This is a genomic window from Streptomyces sp. NPDC037054 (assembly GCF_055606745.1).
This window is the reverse complement of the sequence record NZ_JBVJSJ010000008.1, coordinates 164,812-185,454: the sequence shown is the minus strand read 5'-3', so window position 1 is coordinate 185,454 and position 20,643 is coordinate 164,812. Positions and strand designations below refer to the sequence as shown.

The window sequence follows — 20,643 nt, the reverse complement described above, 5'->3', positions numbered from 1 at the left end:
TTTCCGGTCCCCCCGAAGTACGGATGCGGTCTGTTGCTCATTCACCCGTACTGCACCGAGGACGATGACGCTCTCACGCGTCACTCGGTTCCCGGTGGTGTGCATGCCGCACAGACTACGCACCGCCAAAACGCGCCTAGCCCAGAAGTTCACCCCAAATCAGGCAACTCGCTGGTGATGAATCGGTGATGTGATCCCGTTCACCGCCGTCCCTCTTGTCGCATCCGGATGGCCGTTCTATCGTCTGGATGTATCGAGTCGATACATCAGCCCGGCATAAAGCCAGGCTCGGGCCGGTCACGAGTGGCCGCGGCAGAGGGGAGGCGACGATGAGCCGGCGATCCGGCATCCTCGAGTTCGCCGTCCTCGGTCTGCTCCGCGAGTCCCCGATGCACGGCTACGAGCTGCGCAAGCGGCTCAACACCTCACTGGGTGTGTTCCGGGCGTTCAGCTACGGAACGCTCTACCCCTGCCTCAAGACGCTGGTCGAGAACGGCTGGTTGACGGAGGAGCCGGGAAACACCACCGAGGACGCCCTCGCCGCTCCGCTCACCGGCCGCCGCGCCAAGATCGTCTACCGGTTGACGGCAGAAGGTAAGGAGCGCTTCGAGGAGCTGCTCTCCCAGACGGGACCGGACGCGTACGAGGACGAGACCTTCGCCGCGCGTTTCGCCTTCTTCGGGCAGACGTCGCGTGACGTCCGCATGCGGGTGCTGGAGGGCCGCCGCAGCCGGCTGGAGGAGCGGCTGGAGAAGATGCGCGCCTCGCTGGCGCGCACCAGGGAGCGCCTCGACGACTACACGCTTGAGCTCCAGCGCCACGGGATGGAGTCCGTGGAGCGCGAAGTGCGCTGGCTGAACGAGCTCATCGAGAGCGAGCGGGCCGGACGGGACCTGAGGCCTTCCGCCTCCGGGGGCTCCGCTCAGCAGGACACCACAACTGGAGCGACGGGCGGCCTGCCCCGGTCCGGGGACGATCCCCGGCCGGATACGCCCGACGACACCGCCACGTGAGCGCCGCACAGCGGCCTCACTCGTACACACAGGGAGCAACCGGAATGGGTTCGGTTCGCGTAGCCATCGTCGGTGTGGGCAACTGCGCCGCATCGCTGGTGCAGGGAGTCGAGTACTACAAGGACGCCGACCCGGCGGCCAAGGTCCCCGGACTCATGCACGTCCAGTTCGGCGACTACCACGTCCGCGACATCGAGTTCGTCGCCGCCTTCGACGTCGACGCCAAGAAGGTCGGCCTCGACCTCGCTGACGCCATCGGCGCCTCCGAGAACAACACCATCAAGATCTGCGACGTGCCCAGCACCGGTGTGTCGGTCCAGCGCGGCCACACGCTCGACGGTCTCGGCAAGTACTACCGCGAGACGATCGAGGAGTCCTCCGAGGCCCCGGTCGACGTCGTCCAGGTCCTGAAGGACAAGCAGGTCGACGTCCTGGTCTGCTACCTGCCCGTCGGCTCCGAGGACGCGGCGAAGTTCTACGCCCAGTGCGCCATCGACGCCAAGGTCGCCTTCGTCAACGCCCTGCCGGTCTTCATCGCCGGTACGAAGGAGTGGGCGGACAAGTTCACCGAGGCGGGCGTGCCGATCGTCGGTGACGACATCAAGTCGCAGGTCGGCGCCACCATCACGCACCGCGTCATGGCGAAGCTGTTCGAGGACCGGGGCGTCATCCTGGACCGCACGATGCAGCTGAACGTCGGCGGCAACATGGACTTCAAGAACATGCTCGAGCGCGACCGCCTCGAGTCGAAGAAGATCTCGAAGACCCAGGCCGTCACCTCCCAGATCCCCGACCGGGACATGGGCGAGAAGAACGTCCACATCGGTCCGTCCGACTACGTCGCGTGGCTCGACGACCGCAAGTGGGCGTACGTCCGCCTCGAGGGCCGCGCGTTCGGTGACGTCCCGCTGAACCTGGAGTACAAGCTCGAGGTCTGGGACTCCCCGAACTCCGCCGGTGTCATCATCGACGCGCTGCGCGCCGCGAAGATCGCCAAGGACCGCGGCATCGGCGGCCCGATCCTGTCGGCGTCGTCGTACTTCATGAAGTCCCCGCCGGTCCAGTACTTCGACGACGAGGCCCGCGAGAACGTCGAGAAGTTCATCCAGGGCACGGTGGAGCGCTAACAGCCGCGTCACCTAAGTGCGTTGAGGGTCCCCGGGTCGCACGCCCCGGGGACCCTTCCCGTATGTGAGGCTGGGGCCATGGCCGTCGTCCGTGACCTGCGTGTCCTGTTGCGCTTCCCGAGCTTCAGGCGCCTGCTCGCCGTACGACTGCTCTCCCAGGGCGCCGACGGCGTGTACCAGGTCGCGCTCGCCGCCTATGTCGTCTTCTCCCCGGAGAAACAGGCGTCGGCCGGCGCGATCGCCTCCGCCATGGCGGTCCTGCTGCTGCCCTACTCCCTCGTCGGCCCCTTCGCCGGTGTCCTGCTGGACCGCTGGCGCCGCCGCCAAGTCCTGCTGTACGGCAGCGCGCTGCGCGCCGCGCTGGCATCCGCCACGGCCGTCCTGATGCTCAGCGACGTGCCCGACTGGCTCTTCTACGTCTCCGCCCTGTGCGTCACCGCCGTCAACCGCTTCGTCCTCGCGGGTCTGTCCGCCGCGCTGCCGCGCGTCGTCGACACCGAGCGGCTCGTCGTCGCCAACTCCCTCTCCCCGACCGCCGGAACGCTCGCCGCGACCGCGGGCGGCGCTCTCGCCTTCGCCGTCCGCGTCGTGGTCGCCGACTCCGACGCCGTCGTCGTGCTGCTGGGGGCCGCCCTGTACTTGTGCGCGGCGCTCGCGTCGCTGCGGATGACACGGGAACTGCTGGGGCCCGACCGGTCGTTGGTCAGGCCGCGGCTGTCCCGGGCGGTGGCCGGTGCCGCGCGCGATCTGGTCGCGGGCGTGCGCCATCTCGCCTCGCCGCCGCGCCGGGAGGCCGCCTGGGCGCTCGCGGCGATGTCGCTGATGCGGTTCTGCTACGGCGCTCTGCTCGTCATGCTGCTGATGCTCTGCCGCTACGCCCTGACCTCGGACCCGGACGACGGGCTCGCGCTGCTGGGTCTGGCGCTCGGGGTGTCGGGCGCCGGCTTCTTCGCCGCGGCCGTGGCGACGCCGTGGGCGGCCGGACGGATCGGGCCCGGCCGCTGGATCGGCGCCTGCGCCGGGACGGCCGCGGTACTGGAACCGGCCCTCGGGCTGCCGTTCGCGACGGTGCCCCTGCTGATCGCCGCCTTCCTGCTCGGCCTGATCACCCAAGGGGCGAAGATCGCGACGGACACGGTGGTGCAGGCGGCGGTCGAGGACGGCTTCCGCGGCCGGATCTTCTCGGTTTACGACGTGCTGTTCAACGTCGCCTTCGTGGGCGCCGCCGGAGTGGCCGCCGTGATGCTGCCGCCTGACGGGCGCTCGGTGCCGCTGGTGATTACGGTCGCCGTTATCTACGCAGGAGTAGCTGTAGCTATGACCCGGTTTGAGCGCCAGTAAGTGTCACATCAATGCCACAGAGGCGCCCTCGCCTACAGGGTTGTCAGTGGGGGCCGGTAGCTTACAGGCGTCTTACTCGCGCCATGTCCGCGTCACTTCTTCGCGCCATGATCGCGTCACGAACTATGTTTCTAGGGGGACCCCCAAGTGTCGACTCCGCCGCCCCAGGGCCAGAACCCGTTCGCCCAGGGCCAGCAGCCCTACGGCCAGCCGCAGGGCCAAGCCCCGTACCCGCCCCAGGGCGGCTTCCCGCAGCAGGCCGGCCAGCCTGGCTTCCCTCAGGGCGGCGCGCCTTACGCCCCGGTCCCGCCGGAGCAGCCCCGCCGCAAGCTGAGCTTCAAGACGATCAAGAACATCGTCATCGCCGTGATCGTGATCGGCGTGGCCGTGGGTGGCTTCATAGCCAGCCGTGACGACGCCGCCCAGGCGAAGGTCGGGGACTGCATGAGCATCTCCGACCCGAACAGCACGACCGACCCCGGCCTTGAGGTCATCGACTGCACCGACTCCAAGGCGAAGTACAAGGTCGCCGAGAAGAAGGACGGCACGTCCGAGGGGTGCGACCGCACCAAGTACAGCGAGTACACCGAGACCGGCAGCGGTGACGACTTCACCCTCTGCCTCGAGGACTACTCCGCCAAGTAGGACGAGCGATGCACGGAGGGGCGGTGTTTCACGTGAAACACCGCCCCTCCGGCATGTTTCACGTGAAACATGCGCCCGCTTCTCAGCGTCAGTCCTGCTGCTCCGCCCACCACTCCTTGAGCGCGGCCACCGCCGCCTCGTCGCTCATCGGGCCGTGCTCCAGGCGGAGTTCCAGCATGTGCTTGTAGGCGTTGCCCACGGCCGGGCCCGGCCCGATACCCAGGATCTGCATGATCTGGTTGCCGTCGAGGTCCGGACGGATGGCGTCCAGCTCCTCCTGCTCCTGAAGCTTGGCGATCCGCTCCTCCAGACCGTCGTACGCACGGGACAGGGCCGCCGCCTTGCGCTTGTTCCGCGTTGTGCAGTCGGAGCGCGTCAGCTTGTGGAGCCGGTCGAGGAGCGGGCCGGCGTCCCGTACGTAGCGGCGCACGGCGGAGTCGGTCCACTCCCCGGTGCCGTAGCCGTGGAACCGCAGGTGGAGTTCGACCAGGCGCGAGACGTCCTTCACGAGCTCGTTGGAGTACTTGAGCGCCGTCATGCGCTTCTTCGTCATCTTCGCTCCCACCACCTCGTGGTGATGGAACGAGACCCGCCCGTCCTTCTCGAAGCGACGGGTGCGCGGCTTGCCGATGTCGTGCAGCAGGGCGGCCAGCCGCAGGGTGAGGTCGGGACCGTCGTCCTCCAGCGCCATCGCCTGCTCCAGGACGATCAGCGTGTGCTCGTAGACGTCCTTGTGCCGGTGGTGCTCGTCACTCTCCAGGCGCAGCGCCGGAAGCTCGGGCAGCACGTGCTCGGCGAGGCCTGTGTCGACCAGCAGCGTCAGCCCCTTGCGCGGGTGCGCGGACAGGATGAGTTTGTTCAGCTCGTCCCGCACCCGCTCGGCCGAGACGATCTCGAGCCGCCCGGACATCTCCGTCATGGCCGTGACGACCTCGGGGGCCACCTCGAAGTCGAGCTGCGCGGCGAAACGCGCCGCACGCATCATCCGGAGCGGGTCGTCCGAGAAGGACTCCTCGGGGGTGCCCGGCGTGCGCAGCACGCGCTCGGCAAGGTCGTCGAGACCGCCGTGCGGGTCGATGAACTCCTTCTCCGGCAGGGCGACAGCCATCGCGTTCACGGAGAAGTCACGCCGGACGAGGTCCTGCTCGATGGAGTCGCCGTACGACACCTCGGGCTTGCGCGACGTGCGGTCGTACGCCTCCGACCGGTAGGTGGTGACCTCGATCTGGTAGCCGTCCTTCTGCGCCCCGACCGTGCCGAAGGCGATTCCGACCTCCCAGACGGCGTCCGCCCAGGGGCGGACGATCTTCAGGACGTCCTGTGGTCGGGCATCGGTCGTGAAGTCCAGGTCGTTGCCGAGCCGGCCGAGCAGCGCGTCCCGGACCGACCCACCGACCAGGGCGAGAGAGAACCCGGCCTCCTGGAATCGACGGGCGAGGTCATCGGCGACCGGGGCGACCCGCAGCAGTTCACTCACCGCGCGGAGCTGCGCCTGGCTCAGGGCACTGGGGTTGTCTTCGTTGGCGTTCGGCACAACAGAAGAGGGTACGTGGCGCGGGGTACCGCCAGCGCCCCCATTAAAAGGGCCCGGACAGCACTGCCGATACGTGCGCAAGACGCGTCCTTGAGACGTTCGGAGGCGCTCCTCTTTATAGGCGTACATTCAGGACAGCGCGCTCCGCTCCCCCGATCTTGCGGAGCAGTCCGCGGCACTTCCCCTCAGCTCGCATCGTTACCATGCGTGGACGCACATTCCGACGACCACTGACGACGACGAGGGACGGGCGAGCGCGTGGCCGAGGCGGCAGACTTCCAGGGGACGAGTCCCTCTCCTGCCCGCCGGTGGCTGCGGCGCACGGGAGCCCTGCTCACGGCGGCGCCCCTGCTGGCCGGTCTCCTCCAGCTGCCCGGCGCCACTCCCGCGGACGCGGCGAGCCAGGAAGCCCCGCAGGCGGCGGCCGGCTCCGGCGCGGTGGCCGTGTCCGTCGACACGCTCACCCCGAGCACACCGACCGACGACGACACCCTCACGGTGTCGGGCACGGTGACCAACAAGGGCAAGCAGACGGTCACGGACGCCCAGGTGGACCTGCGCGTCGGCTCACCGGTCAGCACCCGCTCGGGCATCGACACCGCCGCCAGGAACAGCAGCGACGTCCAGGGGACGGTCGGCTCGGCGGTCGGCGGCAAGTACGTCGAGGAATTCGAAAGGCTGACGCCCGGGGTGGCCCGGCCTTTCAGCATCTCGGTGCCGGTCGACGAACTGAACTTCTCCCAGGACGGTGTCTACGAGTTCGGCGTCTCCCTCTCCGGGCGGACCTCGGCACAGCCCTGGACGCAGGTCCTCGGCGTCCAGCGGACCTTCCTGCCGTACCAGTCCGAGGAGGCCGACCCCCGGACCCGGACGACGTTCCTGTGGCCGCTGATCTCCAGCGTCCACATGACGGCCGAGACGGGGTCGAACGAGCAGCAGACGCCGGTCTTCCTCAACGACGACCTCGCCAAGGAGATCGCTCCGGGCGGTCGCCTGGATCAGATGATCTCCCTGGGCAAGGAACTCGACGTCACCTGGGTCGTCGACCCGGACCTGCTGGCCTCCGTCGACGCCATGACCCGCACCTATCAGGTCCGCGGCGAGGACGGCACCACCAGCGCCGGCACCAACCAGGCGGTCGCCAAGCGGTGGCTGGCCCGGCTGCAGGAGGCGGTGGCCGACAAGGAGGTCGTCGCCCTCCCCTTCTCCGACCCGGACCTGGCGTCCCTCGCGCACAACGGCACGAGCGTCCCCGGCACGCTGAGCCATCTCAAGGAGGCCACGGACGTCGTGGCCAACACGGTCGAGCCGATCCTCCACGTGAAGCCGGTCACCGACTTCGCCTGGCCGGTGGAGGGCGCGGTCGACCCGTCGATCGTCAAGGTCGCGACGTCCGCGGGCGCCGACAAGGTGATCGCCCGCAGCGACAGCCTCCAGGAGAGCAGGAGCCTGCCGTACACGCCGTCCGCGGCCCGGCCCATCGGCGGCGGCACGACGGCGGTCGTCTCGGACGCCCGGCTGTCCACGGTGTTCCGGGGCGATCTGACGAAGGCCTCCTCCACCACCCTCGCCGTGCAGCGGTTCCTCGCCCAGAGCCTGACCCTGAACCTTCAGACCGACAAGCAGCGCAGCGTCGTCGTCGCCCCGCAGCGCACGCCCACCGCCAGCCAGGCCCGGGCGATGGCCGAGGCCCTGACCGCGCTGCAGGACGGCACCTGGTCCGAGTCGCAGGACCTCACTGCGGCCGCTTCGGCCAAGCCGGACCCGGCGGCCACGACGCAGATCCCGTCCGCCCGCTCGTACCCGTCGGCACTGCGCAAGCAGGAGCTGCCGCGGTCGGCGTACCAGCAGCTCGCACGGACCCAGGACAAGCTCGACAACTTCACGGGCATCCTCACCAACCAGTCCCGGGTGGTGACCCCCTTCGGCCGGGCCATGAACCGCGAGATGTCCACGTCGTGGCGCGGCCGGCCCGGTGAGGCGATGTCCTTCCGCACGGGCGTGGAGATCTACCTCCAGGGCCTCGCCAAGCAGGTCCGGCTGATCGAGAAGTCGGAGACGAAGCTCTCCGGACGCAGCGCCACGATCCCGGTGACCGTGCAGAACAACCTGGTCCAGGACGTCGACCACCTCGTGCTGCGGCTCACCTCCGTCAACCCCACCCGTCTCAAGATCAGCGGCGAGTCGTACCACGAGCAGCGCGTCACCGTCTCGGGCGGCCACAGCCAGTCGGTGAAGTTCACCACGTCGGCCAACGCCAACGGCCGGTCGTCCGTGGTCGCCCAGCTGTACACGAAGGACGGCCGGAAGTACGGCGACCCCGTCCGGTTCGACGTGAAGGTCACCGAGATCACGGCCACCGTGATGCTGGTCATCGGCGGCGGTGTCCTGCTCCTCGTCCTCGCCGGCTTCCGCATGTACACCCAGCGCAAGCGCGCCGCGGCCCGCGAGGCGGCGGCGGAAGACGCGGCGACCGAGGACGCGACGGCCGAGCCGGGACCGGACTCCGACGGCGATCAGAACCAGGAAGCGTCCGACGCGCGTCTCGGGGAGGAGTCCCCGGCGGGCCCCCGGGCAGACGACCCGGAGCAGCCGAGTGACCCGACACCGGACACCCCAGCGGAAAGCGCCGACCCGTCCGGCACGGGTGAGAGAGTGGACCGTTGAGATGTCGTGGCCGGTGGGCCCGGGACGATGAGGTGGGGTAACCATGAACGCGCCGTACGACGGTGACCACGGCCGGCCCGGGGACAGCGCGGGCCACTCCGAGGGACCGCCCCCGGAGCAGGGCCAGGCACCGACGCAGCCGCCCGCGGACATGTACCTCCAGGACGCCTACGACCAGGACCCCTACCGGGCGCAGGACCTCGCCGCCCAGGACCCGGTCGCCGAGGCCCTCTACGACCGTGCCGCACACCCGCCGCCGCCCCCCGGCACGTACGAGCCGCAGCAGCCTCTGTACGCCCAGCCGCAGCAGTCGCCGTACGCCCCCGACCCGCGTGTGTGGGCCCAGACCCCGCCGCCGGAGCCGGACGGCCCGACCCAGTACCTGCCGTACGGCGACGACCCGCGCACCACGCGCTACGTGGGCGTGGACGACCTGGTCACCGAGGCCGCCGAGGAGCGCCACGAGCCGGACGCCTTCGCGCACCTGTTCCGGGACCAGCAGCAGGGCGGCGCCCACCCGGGCCCGTCTCAGCCCGGCGGCTACCAGGACGCGCACCAGGACGGCGGCCGTCAGGAGCCGCAGCAGGGCCCCGCACAGCAGCCGTACCAGCAGCAGCCGGCGTACCAGGCCCAGCCCTCGGTGCCCGGCCCCGCCCCGGCACCGGGCGCGCCCCCGCTCGTGCCGCCGCCCGCGTCGGAGGTCCCCGCACCCGCCCCCGCCGCCGCGCCCAAGAAGGGCGGACGCGCCTCCGGCCTGCTGAAGTCGAGCGCCGTGATGGCGGCGGGCACGATGGTGTCCCGCCTCACGGGCTTCATCCGCTCCGCGATGATCGTCTCGGCGCTGGGCCTCGCGATGCTCGGCGACACCTTCCAGATCGCCTACCAGCTGCCGACGATGATCTACATCCTGACCGTCGGCGGCGGCCTCAACTCCGTCTTCGTGCCGCAGCTCGTGCGCGCGATGAAGGAGGACGACGACGGCGGCGAGGCCTACGCGAACCGTCTGCTGACCCTGGTCATGGTCGCGCTCGCGGCGCTCACGGCGGTCGCGATGTTCGCGGCACCGCTCCTGGTCCGGATGCTCTCGAACCCGATCGCCAGTGACCCGGCCGCCAACGACGTCGCCGTCACGTTCACCCGCTACTTCCTGCCCTCGATCTTCTTCATGGGCCTGCACGTGGTGATGGGGCAGATCCTCAACGCGCGCGGCAGGTTCGGCGCGATGATGTGGACCCCGGTCCTCAACAACATCGTCATCATCGTGACGCTGGGCATGTTCATCTGGGTCTACGGCACCGCCGGCGACTCGGGGATGAGGGTCACGAACATCCCCGACGAGGGCCAGCGGCTCCTCGGCATCGGCATCCTGCTCGGCCTCGTCGTCCAGGCCCTGGCGATGATCCCGTACCTGCGCGAGACCGGGTTCCGGCTGCGGCTGCGCTTCGACTGGAAGGGCCACGGCCTCGGCAAGGCCGCGATGCTCGCCAAGTGGACCATCCTCTTCGTCCTCGCCAACCAGGCGGGTGCGCTGGTCGTCACGCAGCTGGCCACGGCGTCAGCCGTCCCCGGCATCTCCGGCACGGGTTTCAGCGCCTACGCCAACGCCCAGCTGATCTGGGGTCTGCCGCAGGCCATCATCACGGTGTCCCTCATGGCGGCGCTGCTGCCGCGCATCTCCCGCTCGGCCGCCGAGGACGACGCCGGCGCCGTCCGCGACGACATCTCCCAGGGCCTGCGCACCACGGCCGTCGCCATCGTGCCGATCGCCTTCGGATTCCTCTCGCTCGGCATTCCGATGTGCACGCTGATCTTCGGCTCCTCGGGCACCGGCGCCGCCACCAACATGGGCTTCATGCTGATGGCCTTCGGCCTCGGCCTGATCCCCTACTCGGTGCAGTACGTCGTGCTGCGCGCCTTCTACGCCTACGAGGACACCCGGACGCCCTTCTACAACACGGTGATCGTGGCGGCAGTCAACGCCGGGGCGGCCGCGCTGTGTTACCTCGTGCTCCCGGACCGCTGGGCCGTGGTGGGTATGGCCGCCACGTACGGCCTGGCCTACGCGATCGGTGTGGGCGTCGCCTGGAGCCGACTGCGCAAGCGGCTCGGCGGCGACCTGGACGGCGCCCGCGTCATGCGGACGTACGCCCGGCTGTGCATCGCCTCCGTCCCTGCCGCGCTGCTCAGCGGCGCCGCCTGCTACGGCATCGGCCTCTCGCTCGGCCAGGGCGTGCTGGGCTCGTTCGCCGCGCTGGTGGCCGGCGGGGCCGTCCTGCTGGGCGTGTTCTTCGTCGCCGCCCGCCGCATGCGCATCGAGGAGGTCAACTCGCTGGTCGGCATGGTTCGCGGGCGCCTGGGTCGATGAGGCGGTACGGGGTAGGCGCACAACCATCGTCCGCCACCGTGTGTCGTGCATAGCGGCGGACTGTGGGCACAATTGGTTTCGGCGTCGGACGGCGCGCAACGGATGTCGACCGGCGCGCATGGGATGGGGAGGCAGGAACGACGGTGGCGGATCGGAGCACAGCTGCCGTCGACGTGGCAGACAACAGCGGCGAGCAGTCGCTGACCGCGGAGGCGGACCAGTCCACGGCCGACGGGGTGGCCAAGAACCGGGAGCGGGACACGGACAGCGACGAGGCACAGGGGGGCACCGGGGCCGCGGCTTCCGGTAAGGCCTCGCCGCCCGAACTGCACAGCGGCCACAAACTCGCCAGACGTTACCGCCTCGAGGAGTGCGTCACCCGTCTGGACGGGTTCAGCAGCTGGCGTGCCGTGGACGAGAAGCTGCGGCGTGCCGTCGGCGTGCACATCCTGCCGGCGGACCATTCCCGGGCCCGCTCGGTCCTGGCCGCGGCCCGTTCCTCCGCGCTGCTCGGCGATCCCCGCTTCGTCCAGGTGCTGGACGCGGTCGAGGAGAACGACCTCGTCTACGTCGTTCACGAGTGGCTCCCCGACGCCACCGAACTCACGACGCTCCTCGCCTCCGGTCCGCTGGAGGTCTACGAGACCTACCAGATGGTCAGTCAGGTGTCGGCCGCCATGGCCGCCGCCCACCGCGAGGGTCTGGCCCATCTGCGTCTCAACCCCAACGCCGTGCTGCGGACGTCGTCCGGGCAGTGGCGCATCCGCGGTCTCGCCGTGAACGCCGCCCTGCGCGGCATCAGCTCCGACACCCCGCAGCGCACCGACACCGAGTCGATCGGCGCCCTGCTGTACGCGGCGCTCACCCAGCGCTGGCCGTACGAGAGCGATGCCTACGGTCTGTCCGGCCTGCCCAAGGACATCGGTCTCATCGCTCCGGACCAGGTGCGCGCGGGCGTCCACCGCGGGCTGTCCGAGCTGGCGATGCGGGCACTCGCCAACGACGGTGCCACCGCGTCCCGTCACGAGTCCCCGTGCACCACGCCCGAGGAACTGGTGAAGGCGATCAGCGAGATGCCCCGCATCCGCCCGCCGGAGCCGGCGTTCACCGCCCCGCCGGACTACCAGCGCACGACGTACCAGCAGGGCACGTACGGCCGTCAGGCGCCGCGTCCGGGCGCCACGCAGGCCGTCGCGACGCCGCCGCCCCCGCTGCAGAGTCGCACCGGCAAGGCCCTGAAGTGGGCCGTGTCCGCGCTTCTCATCGCGGCGCTGGGCCTCGGCAGCTGGCAGCTCGCCGACGCACTCATGGACCGGGGCACCTCCGACGACACGAACCGGACGCAGACCACGGACGAGGACGACAAGGGCGGCAAGAACAACAGGCCGGCCAAGCCGCTCGCGGTCCAGGGCGCGCAGGAGTACGTCGTCCAGGGCAGCGCCCAGGCTCCCGCCGACGTCGCCAAGACGTACGACGGCGACAACTCGACGTACTGGCGCACCAAGCGGTACAACGAGGGGCCGACGCTCGCGCCCTACAAGCCGGGCGTGGGCATCGTCTACGACCTCGGTTCGGCGAAGGACGTCTCGGCCGCGTCGATGGGGTTGCGGTACGCCGGCGACAACACGACGGTGCACCTGTACGCGACGGATTCGCTGTCGCCCTCCACGGGCATCGACGGGATGAAGAAGATCGGCACCGCGACGACCAGCGGTACGTCTCTCACCGTGAAGGCGTCGAAGTCCGTGAAGACGCAGTACGTGCTGCTGTGGATCACGGCGGTGCCCAACGCACCCGCCGACGGCTACAGCAGCGCCGGCTACAAGCAGGCCATCACCGACGTGAAGTTCAAGGGCTGACGGTTTCGGCACCGCACAGGGGAGGGGGTCCGATGGCAGACGACACCGCGTACGGCGGGGTCAGCGACCAGGACCTCCTGGCACGCCATGTGGACGGTGACACCGACGCCTTCGGCGAGCTCGTGCGGCGTCACCGGGACCGGCTGTGGGCGGTGGCTCTGCGGACGCTGGGAGACCGCGAGGAGGCCGCTGACGCCGTCCAGGACGCCTTGGTCTCCGCCTATCGTGCCGCCCACACCTTCCGGGGACAGGCGGCCGTCACGACGTGGCTGCACCGCATCACGGTGAACGCCTGTCTCGACCGCGCCCGCAAGGCGGCCTCACGCAAGACCGCCCCGGTGGACGACACCGAGCGCCTGGAGACCCTGCTGGAGCCGCACGAGTCGGCCTCGGCGCCCGCCGAGCGCAACGACCTGCACCGCCAGCTCATCGAAGCCATGGGCACGCTGCCTCCCGACCAGCGGGCCGCGCTCGTCCTCGTCGACATGCAGGGCTACCCGGTGGCCGAGGCGGCCCGGGTGCTCGATGTGCCGACCGGCACAGTGAAGAGCCGGTGCGCGCGCGGCAGAGCGAGACTCCTGCCGCTGCTCACGCATCTCCGCCCGGGAGCCGGCGACGACGAGAAGAACCCCGGCGGGGAACGGAACCGGACCCGGGGAACATCCGTCCCACCCGCAGCGGGGTCGCATGGATCGGGCCCGCCGACGGGTACAGGACCGAGCGACTCAGCTGCAGTGAAGGGCGGAGGTGGGCGAGCGTGACATCGACGGACACGGCCGGGCACCCGGACGTCGCGGAGCTCTCCGACCTCACCGAGGGCCTGCTCCCGCCCGCACGGACAGCGGACATACGACAGCACCTGGACGTGTGCGAACTCTGCGCGGACGTCCACGCCTCGCTGGAGGAGATCCGGGGACTCCTCGGAACCCTGCCGGGCCCCACCCACATGCCTGCCGATGTCGCGGGCCGCATCGACGCCGCCCTCGCCGCGGAAGCCCTCCTCAACGCCACGGCTCCGGAAGGTGCCTCCGCAGCAAGCAGCGCCACGGCTCCGGGTGCCACCACTTCGGAATCCGCGGAGTCTCCCTCCGAGCCCGCGCATGTTTCACGTGAAACAGCAGCACCGGCGGACCGCCCCGCGGGACATGCCCGCAGCGCCACCACCGGCCCCGGTCGCAAGAACCGCAAGCGGACGGGTCGTCGCAGGATCGCCGTCCTGGGCGCTGTGTTCACCGCTGCCGCCCTCGGACTCGGCTCGGTGCTGCTGTCGACACTGGACGACGGCAAGCAGTCCGACGACACGGCACAAGGACGGCAGTCCGCCCCTGCTGACACGTTCTCCCAGGGCAAGCTGAAGGGCCGGGTCGCATCGCTCCTCGCCGAGAACGACCGCGAGGGCGGCGGCCCTCGCCCCCGAGACAGCTTCGGCGTGGAATCCGCCCCTGAAGGCACCGAACCGAAGATCCTGAAGGAACCCGCGGTGCCGAGCTGCGTCCGCGAGGGCATCGGACGCAATGACACCGCACTGGCCGCAGAAGAGGGCACCTTCCAGGGCACCGAGGCGATGCTCGTGGTTCTGCCCGACCCGTCGGACGCCACGCGCGTCACCGCCTACATCGTCGAGGCCACGTGCGTGGACCAGCCGTCGGCGTCCGCCACGGCGAAGGTCCTCCTCAAGGAGACGTATCCGCGGTCCTGAGCCCTCGGACTTGTCTCGGGTGTACCCGGCCACAGCGGGAATGCACGCCCCTTAGGATCCGTTGGGTGGGGTGAGAGCTCCGAGGAAGGCTCCCACCGGACCTAACGACGCTGTCCAGAGACGAGGAATAAGCCGTGAGCGACGTCCGAAACGTGATCATCATCGGCTCCGGGCCCGCCGGCTACACGGCGGCGCTCTACACCGCGCGCGCGTCGCTGAAGCCCTTGGTGTTCGAGGGTGCCGTCACCGCAGGTGGCGCCCTGATGAACACCACCGAGGTCGAGAACTTCCCTGGTTTCCAGGAAGGCATCATGGGCCCCGAGCTCATGGACAACATGCGGGCCCAGGCCGAGCGCTTCGGGGCCGAGCTCATCCCGGACGACATCGTCTCCGTCGACCTGTCCGGTGAGATCAAGACCGTCACGGACACCGCCGGAACCGTCCACAAGGCGAAGGCCGTCATCGTCGCCACCGGCTCCCAGCACCGCAAGCTCGCGCTGCCGAACGAGGACGCCCTCTCGGGCCGCGGCGTCTCCTGGTGCGCCACATGTGACGGCTTCTTCTTCAAGGACCAGGACATCGCCGTGATCGGCGGCGGTGACACCGCGATGGAAGAGGCCACGTTCCTCTCCCGCTTCGCCAAGTCCGTGACCGTCGTCCACCGCCGTGACACCCTGCGCGCCTCCAAGGCGATGCAGGAGCGCGCCTTCGCCGACCCGAAGATCACGTTCATCTGGGACAGCGAGGTCGCCGAGATCCAGGGCGACCCCAAGCTCTCGGGTCTGAAGCTGCGCAACCTCAAGACCGGTGAGCTGTCCGACCTCGCGGTCACGGGCCTGTTCATCGCGATCGGCCACGACCCGCGTACGGAGCTCTTCAAGGGCCAGCTGGAGCTGGACGAGGAGGGCTACCTGAAGGTCGACGCCCCCTCGACCCGTACGAATGTGATGGGTGTCTTCGCCGCCGGTGACGTGGTCGACCACACCTACCGTCAGGCGATCACCGCGGCCGGTACCGGCTGCGCCGCCGCCCTCGACGCCGAGCGCTTCCTCGCCGCCCTCGCGGACGAGGAGCCGGCCGAGCCCGAGAAGACCGCTGTCTGATCCTCGCCCCGCCCACCCCACCCCGCGCACAACCAGTTAAGGAGCCCAGCCGTGGCCGGCACCCTGAAGAATGTGACTGACGATTCCTTCGAGCAGGACGTCCTCAAGAGCGACAAGCCCGTCCTGGTGGACTTCTGGGCCGAGTGGTGCGGCCCGTGCCGCCAGATCGCTCCGTCCCTCGAGGCCATCGCCGCCGAGTACGGCGACAAGATCGAGATCGTCAAGCTGAACATCGACCAGAACCCCTCTACGGCCGCCAAGTACGGCGTCATGTCCATCCCGACGCTGAACGTCTACCAGGGTGGCGAGGTCGCCAAGACCATCGTCGGTGCGAAGCCGAAGGCCGCCATCGTGCGCGACTTGGCGGACTTCATCGCCGAGTGACGTCACCGAGGCGCCCGAGGCGCTTTCGGAGACCATGTTTCACGTGAAACATGAATGGGGCCGCCCCGCGAGGGCGGCCCCATTCTCATGAGCGCCGACCAGGGCGAGCGATCAGCGGGCGGCCCGAGCCCTCACAGTGGCCTGAGCGCCGGCTCCTTCTGCACAGCGCCGAGAAGCCGGTCGATCGCCAGCTCCACGTCTTCCTTCCAGGACAGCGTCGACCGCAGTTCCAGCCTCAGCCGGGGGTACGTCGGGTGCGGTCGGACGGTCTTGAAGCCCACCGCCAGCAGATGATCGGCGGGCAGCACACAAGCTGGTTCCTTCCAGCGGGCGTCCCCGAACGCCTCGATCGCCTTGAAGCCCCGCCGCAGAAGATCCTTGGCGACCGTCTGGACCATGACGCGGCCGAGGCCCTGCCCCTGGTAGCCCGGCATGATGAACGCGGTCATCAGCTGCACCGCGTCCGGCGAGACGGGGCTTGTGGGGAACGCCGTCGAGCGCGGGACGTAGGCGGGCGGAGCGTAGAGGACGAAGCCCACGGGCACGTCGTCGACGTAGACGACCCGGCCGCAGGATCCCCAGTCGAGCAGGACGGCGGAGATCCAGGCCTCTTTCTCCAGCGCTGGTGTGCCCGCCTTTACCGCTGCCTCACCGCTGACGGGATCCAGCTCCCAGAAGACGCACGTGCGACAGCGCTTGGGAAGGTCCTGAAGGTTGTCCAGCGTGAGCGGTACGAGCCGACGCCCCATGAAGGCTGATCCTCGCTTCCTTCGCCCGCGGCCACACGGGCGGCTGTCAGAGCACTCCGTTCCTTGAGCAGACCGCCAAGGAATCCGCCGACCATGCCGAGCCCCAGGCCCGCGCCCACCAGTCCGGTACGGCTCACTGTTCGCATGGCCCCTGCCTCCCTCTAGACGTGCCAGGTGGATGCGCCATACCCGATCGCATCGTATCCACGATGCGATTACGTCGATACCGACAGAAAGCAAAAGACGGGCCGCTTTCCGGTACACACCGGACGCGGCCCGCCCTGTCGGTCGGCGGAGCGCTCGTTCGCTCCGCCGACCAGTGACTCAGGACTCCGTCTCCTCGGAGTCGTCCTCCGCCAGTCCCTTCTGCAGGACCGGCCCCTCGCCGGGAGCGAGCGAGCTGAGGATCCGCTCCAGGTCCTCCATCGAGGCGAACTCGACGGTGATCTTGCCCTTCTTCTGCCCGAGGTCGACCTTCACTCGCGTCTCGAAGCGGTCCGAGAGACGCGTGGCGAGGTCGCTCAGCGCCGGGGAGACCCGGGCGCCGGCCCGCGGTCCCTTGGCCCGCTGCGGCTTCTGCGGCCGGGACCCCATCAGGGTCACGATCTCCTCGACGGCCCGCACCGACAGCCCTTCGGCGACGATCCGGTGGGCAAGGCGGTCCTGCTCCTCCGAGTCCTCCACGGAGAGCAGCGCACGCGCATGTCCGGCGGAGAGCACACCGGCTGCCACCCGACGCTGGACCGCCGGAGACAGCTTCAGCAGACGAAGGGTGTTGGACACCTGCGGGCGGGACCGGCCGATGCGGTCCGCCAGCTGGTCGTGCGTGCAGTTGAAGTCCTTCAGCAACTGGTCGTAGGCGGCTGCCTCTTCCAGCGGGTTCAGCTGAGCCCTGTGGAGGTTCTCCAGCAGCGCGTCCAGGAGGAGCTTCTCGTCGTCCGTAGCCCGCACGATCGCCGGGATCGCCTCCAGACCGGCCTCACGGCAGGCCCGCCAGCGACGCTCACCCATGATGAGCTCGTAGCGACCGGGACCCATCTGCCGTACGACGACAGGCTGGAGGAGACCGACCTCCTTGATGGAGGTGACGAGCTCCTGCAGCGCGTCCTCGTCGAAGACCTCACGCGGCTGGCGCGGGTTCGGCGTGATGGCGTCGAGCGGCACCTCGGCGAAGTGCGCCCCCATGGGGGCAGCCGGCGTATCCAGGCTCGCCGGCGGCTCCTCCGTTTCACGTGAAACAGGCGGCTGCGGCAGCGTCGCCACCTTGGCCGCGGCCACGCCACGCTCGGTCGTGAGAACCGGTACGCCGGTGGGCGACGAGGGAGCGGCGCCCCCCGCCGCGGCCGGGGCCACCGTCTTCTCTGTCGGGGCAGCAGGGATCAGCGCGCCAAGACCACGGCCCAACCCCCTCCGTCGCTCGCTCACTGAATCCCCTCCACCATGTTCGGATCATTCTGTGCGCCGGCGTGAGCGTTCGACGCGTCATAGCTGACGCCGACGCCCCGCAGCGCGATTTCCCGTGCCGCCTCAAGATAGGAGAGGGCACCGCTCGATCCAGGATCGTAAGTCAGCACCGTCTGCCCGTAGCTCGGCGCCTCCGAGATACGGACCGAGCGCGGGATACTCGTCCTCAGTACCTCGTCACCGAAGTGGTTGCGCACCTCATCCGCGACCTGTGACGCGAGTCGCGTCCGGCCGTCGTACATGGTGAGCAGAATCGTCGACACGTGCAGTGTGGGGTTGAGGTGGCCCCGCACCAGGTCGACGTTGCGCAGCAGCTGCCCCAGGCCCTCCAGCGCGTAGTACTCGCACTGGATGGGGATGAGTACCTCCTGGCCCGCGACCAACGCATTGACCGTGAGCAGGCCGAGCGAGGGCGGGCAGTCGATGAGGACGTAGTCCAGCGGCTGCTCGTACGCCTGAATCGCCCGCTCCAGTCGGCTCTCCCGCGCCACCAGGGACACCAGCTCGATCTCCGCACCGGCGAGATCGATCGTGGCGGGGGCGCAGAAGAGTCCCTCGACATCAGGGACGGGCTGGACGACTTCCGAGAGCGGCTTGCTCTCGACCAACACGTCATAGATGGAGGGGACCTCGGCATGGTGGTCGATCCCCAGGGCAGTGGACGCGTTGCCCTGAGGGTCGAGGTCGATCACCAGGACACGGCCGCCGTGCAGAGCCAGCGATGCGGCAAGGTTGACGGTCGTCGTCGTCTTGCCCACACCACCCTTCTGGTTGGCGACCACGATGACCCGGGTCTGCTCGGGCCGTGGCAGGCCCTCGCCGGCGCGGCCTAGAGCCTCCACCGCCAGTTGGGCAGCACGACCGATGGGAGTGTCGTCCATTGGAGGCGGTGTTTCACGTGAAACATCCGCCCCCATCGACTCGGTACGGGGACCGGGGACCGGATCGGTCATCGGTCCCGCGATGTTGGCGTCGGACCGCAAGGATTCACTCTCCTCGACTTCAGGCTCGCGATGAACAGAGCCTCCCATGCCTTCGGGGTCGCGAACCAGTGAGGCCTGGCGTTCTGTGGAGAAATCCACCTCTGTGGACAACTCCGTGACCTCTACGGGGGACGGAGTGCCGCGGGAAGCGGAGTTTTCCTCACGAGATCCGAGGGATCCCAGAGGCTTCCGATCTCGGGGTTCGGCCGCAGCGCGGCCTCGACTGATGATGCCGTGCAACAGTGAGCGACGTTTCACGTGAAACACGATGCAGCGCAGCCGAGACCGGATTGCCGCGACACTCCGGGTTACATGGGTTTGGCAGCTTGTGTGGAGTAGGGAGTCAGGCGCGACGGCGACGCGCGCGCCCCGTCCGGGCCGCCTTGGCCCGCTTGGCGGCGAAGCGCACGCCGCCCGGGCTCTCGCCCACCTCTACCCGCACCACGGTCGACATCGGGTCGACCACGCCCTCACCGACGTGAAGGATCGACGTCTCCACGGCGCCGAGCTTGCTCAGAGCGGTGGCCGCGCTCTTGAGCTCCTCCTCGGCGGTGTCGCCCTTGAGCGCGAGCATCTCCCCGTACGGACGCAGCAGCGGGATGCCCCATGTGGCCAGGCGGTCCAGAGGTGCCACAGCACGGGCCGTGACCACGTGGACCGGCTGAAGCTTGCCCATGACCTCCTCGGCGCGCCCTCGTACGACGGTCACGTGGTCCAGGCCGAGCAGTTCGACGACCTCGGTGAGGAAGTTCGTGCGCCGCAGCAGCGGCTCCAGGAGCGTGATCTTCAGATCGTCCCGGACCAGCGCGAGGGGGATCCCGGGCAGGCCGGCACCGGAGCCGACGTCGCACACCGTCACTCCTTCGGGCACGACTTCCGAGAGCACCGCACAGTTCAGCAGGTGCCGCTCCCACAGGCGGGGCACTTCGCGCGGGCCGATGAGCCCTCGCTGCACACCTGCCTCGGCGAGCAGCTCCGCGTAGCGGACCGCGTCGGCGTACCGATCGCCGAACACCTCACGCGCCTGCTCGGGAACAGGGGGAAGCTCCGCTGCCTCCGTCACGGGGGACCGTCCTTCCGTACGGTGTCGGCAAGGACGCCGACACCAGAACCACCAGAACTATCAGGCTGACAAAGTTCGGCCCCGCCTGCGCAACAGACGGGGCCGGAGGAACGGGGGACCGTTCAGGCGGGAAGTACGACGACGAAGCGCTGCGGCTCCTCGCCCTCGGACTCGCTGCGCAGCCCGGCGGCCTTGACCGCGTCGTGCACGACCTTGCGCTCGAACGGCGTCATCGGGTCCAGCTTCACGGGCTCGCCGCTGTTCTTGACGTCGGCGGCGGCCTTGGCGCCCAGCTCGGAGAGCTCGGCGCGCTTACGGGCGCGGTATCCGGCGATGTCCAGCATCAGACGGCTGCGGTCACCGGTCTCCCGGTGCACGGCCAGACGCGTGAGCTCCTGGAGCGCCTCCAGGACCTCGCCGTCCCGGCCGACCAGCTTCTGCAGGTCACGGCTGCCCGTGTCGCTGATGATCGAGACGGAGGCACGGTCGGCCTCGACGTCCATGTCGATGTCGCCGTCGAGGTCGGCGATGTCGAGCAGACCCTCCAGGTAGTCCGCCGCGATCTCGCCCTCTTGCTCCAGGCGGGACAGGGTGTCTGCACCCTCGGCAGCGGCGGAGGTGGTGCCTTCCGTCACGGGATGGACTCC

At 69.5% G+C, this 20,643-nt stretch carries 17 protein-coding genes; 11 read left to right on the top strand and 6 right to left on the bottom strand.

Features of this window, described 5'->3' with window-relative positions; genetic code table 11:
* Positions 1–329 precede the first annotated feature (329 nt).
* From ACZ7D7_RS20895 to ACZ7D7_RS20880, 4 genes are all read left to right on the top strand, one after another.
* Entirely contained in the window at positions 330–1,013 is a 684-nt protein-coding gene (locus ACZ7D7_RS20895; RefSeq protein ID WP_470826050.1) for a PadR family transcriptional regulator, read from the top strand.
* Positions 1,014–1,057: 44 nt separating this feature from the next.
* The gene (locus tag ACZ7D7_RS20890; RefSeq protein WP_470826049.1) at positions 1,058–2,140 is read left to right on the top strand and encodes an inositol-3-phosphate synthase; all 1,083 of its coding nucleotides are present in this window, start codon (positions 1,058–1,060) and stop codon (positions 2,138–2,140) included.
* 78 nt (positions 2,141–2,218) lie between these two features.
* The gene (locus ACZ7D7_RS20885; protein ID WP_470826048.1) at positions 2,219–3,481 is read left to right on the top strand and encodes an MFS transporter; all 1,263 of its coding nucleotides are present in this window, start codon (positions 2,219–2,221) and stop codon (positions 3,479–3,481) included.
* A gap of 147 nt (positions 3,482–3,628) precedes the next feature.
* Positions 3,629–4,126 carry an LppU/SCO3897 family protein gene (locus tag ACZ7D7_RS20880; RefSeq protein ID WP_470826047.1) on the top strand — a complete coding sequence of 166 codons (498 nt, stop codon included), beginning with the start codon at positions 3,629–3,631 and terminating at the stop codon, positions 4,124–4,126.
* Between the two features lie 88 nt (positions 4,127–4,214).
* On the opposite strand, the gene ACZ7D7_RS20875 is transcribed toward ACZ7D7_RS20880, so the two are convergent.
* Positions 4,215–5,660: a CCA tRNA nucleotidyltransferase gene (locus ACZ7D7_RS20875; RefSeq protein ID WP_470826046.1), complete on the bottom strand. Its 1,446-nt coding sequence runs from the start codon at positions 5,658–5,660 to the stop codon at positions 4,215–4,217.
* Between the two features lie 258 nt (positions 5,661–5,918).
* Between ACZ7D7_RS20875 and ACZ7D7_RS20870 the strand changes: the two genes are divergently transcribed.
* The 7 genes from ACZ7D7_RS20870 (at position 5,919) to trxA (ending at position 15,737) form a co-directional block, all read left to right on the top strand.
* Positions 5,919–8,327: a DUF6049 family protein gene (locus ACZ7D7_RS20870; protein WP_470826044.1), complete on the top strand. Its 2,409-nt coding sequence runs from the start codon at positions 5,919–5,921 to the stop codon at positions 8,325–8,327.
* Positions 8,328–8,370: 43 nt separating this feature from the next.
* Positions 8,371–10,692, top strand: coding sequence for a murein biosynthesis integral membrane protein MurJ (murJ, locus tag ACZ7D7_RS20865; protein ID WP_470826043.1), 2,322 nt, complete (start codon positions 8,371–8,373; stop codon positions 10,690–10,692).
* A gap of 143 nt (positions 10,693–10,835) precedes the next feature.
* Positions 10,836–12,551 (top strand): protein kinase family protein, encoded by a 1,716-nt coding sequence (locus ACZ7D7_RS20860; RefSeq protein WP_470826042.1) that lies wholly within the window; start codon positions 10,836–10,838, stop codon positions 12,549–12,551.
* A gap of 32 nt (positions 12,552–12,583) precedes the next feature.
* Positions 12,584–13,312 carry an RNA polymerase sigma factor SigM gene (sigM, locus tag ACZ7D7_RS20855; RefSeq protein WP_470826040.1) on the top strand — a complete coding sequence of 243 codons (729 nt, stop codon included), beginning with the start codon at positions 12,584–12,586 and terminating at the stop codon, positions 13,310–13,312.
* Positions 13,309–14,250 (top strand): anti-sigma factor, encoded by a 942-nt coding sequence (locus tag ACZ7D7_RS20850; protein WP_470826039.1) that lies wholly within the window; start codon positions 13,309–13,311, stop codon positions 14,248–14,250. Before sigM ends, ACZ7D7_RS20850 begins: the two co-directional genes overlap by 4 nt.
* A 134-nt stretch (positions 14,251–14,384) precedes the next feature.
* On the top strand, positions 14,385–15,353 hold the full coding sequence (gene trxB / locus ACZ7D7_RS20845; protein WP_470826038.1) for a thioredoxin-disulfide reductase: 969 nt from the start codon (positions 14,385–14,387) through the stop codon (positions 15,351–15,353).
* A gap of 51 nt (positions 15,354–15,404) precedes the next feature.
* Positions 15,405–15,737, top strand: a complete 333-nt coding sequence (gene trxA, locus ACZ7D7_RS20840) for a thioredoxin (protein ID WP_470826037.1) — start codon at positions 15,405–15,407, stop codon at positions 15,735–15,737.
* Positions 15,738–15,868: 131 nt separating this feature from the next.
* Here trxA and ACZ7D7_RS20835 read toward each other — a convergent pair whose 3' ends face one another.
* The 5 genes from ACZ7D7_RS20835 to ACZ7D7_RS20815 all read right to left on the bottom strand — a co-directional run bounded on the left by ACZ7D7_RS20835 (position 15,869) and on the right by ACZ7D7_RS20815 (position 20,631).
* Positions 15,869–16,486 carry a GNAT family N-acetyltransferase gene (locus ACZ7D7_RS20835; RefSeq protein WP_470826035.1) on the bottom strand — a complete coding sequence of 206 codons (618 nt, stop codon included), beginning with the start codon at positions 16,484–16,486 and terminating at the stop codon, positions 15,869–15,871.
* A gap of 324 nt (positions 16,487–16,810) precedes the next feature.
* Positions 16,811–17,911, bottom strand: a complete 1,101-nt coding sequence (locus ACZ7D7_RS20830) for a ParB/RepB/Spo0J family partition protein (protein ID WP_470826033.1) — start codon at positions 17,909–17,911, stop codon at positions 16,811–16,813.
* A complete protein-coding gene (locus ACZ7D7_RS20825; protein WP_470826223.1) occupies positions 17,908–18,981 on the bottom strand; it encodes a ParA family protein in 1,074 nt (357 codons plus the stop codon). Before ACZ7D7_RS20825 ends, ACZ7D7_RS20830 begins: the two co-directional genes overlap by 4 nt.
* Before the next feature lie 295 nt (positions 18,982–19,276).
* On the bottom strand, positions 19,277–19,996 hold the full coding sequence (rsmG, locus tag ACZ7D7_RS20820; RefSeq protein ID WP_470826031.1) for a 16S rRNA (guanine(527)-N(7))-methyltransferase RsmG: 720 nt from the start codon (positions 19,994–19,996) through the stop codon (positions 19,277–19,279).
* Positions 19,997–20,118: 122 nt separating this feature from the next.
* On the bottom strand, positions 20,119–20,631 hold the full coding sequence (locus ACZ7D7_RS20815) for a Jag family protein (protein WP_470826029.1): 513 nt from the start codon (positions 20,629–20,631) through the stop codon (positions 20,119–20,121).
* Positions 20,632–20,643: the final 12 nt, after the last annotated feature.

Bases quoted from the DNA above. Each gene is read 5' to 3' on its own strand.
- ACZ7D7_RS20835 (WP_470826035.1), bottom strand. From the start codon at position 16,486: ATGGGGCGTCGGCTCGTACCGCTCACGCTGGACAACCTTCAGGACCTT.
- murJ (WP_470826043.1), top strand. From the start codon at position 8,371: ATGAACGCGCCGTACGACGGTGACCACGGCCGGCCCGGGGACAGCGCG.
- ACZ7D7_RS20885 (WP_470826048.1), top strand. From the start codon at position 2,219: ATGGCCGTCGTCCGTGACCTGCGTGTCCTGTTGCGCTTCCCGAGCTTC.
- sigM (WP_470826040.1), top strand. From the start codon at position 12,584: ATGGCAGACGACACCGCGTACGGCGGGGTCAGCGACCAGGACCTCCTG.
- ACZ7D7_RS20895 (WP_470826050.1), top strand. From the start codon at position 330: ATGAGCCGGCGATCCGGCATCCTCGAGTTCGCCGTCCTCGGTCTGCTC.
- ACZ7D7_RS20825 (WP_470826223.1), bottom strand. From the start codon at position 18,981: ATGGGAGGCTCTGTTCATCGCGAGCCTGAAGTCGAGGAGAGTGAATCC.
- ACZ7D7_RS20890 (WP_470826049.1), top strand. From the start codon at position 1,058: ATGGGTTCGGTTCGCGTAGCCATCGTCGGTGTGGGCAACTGCGCCGCA.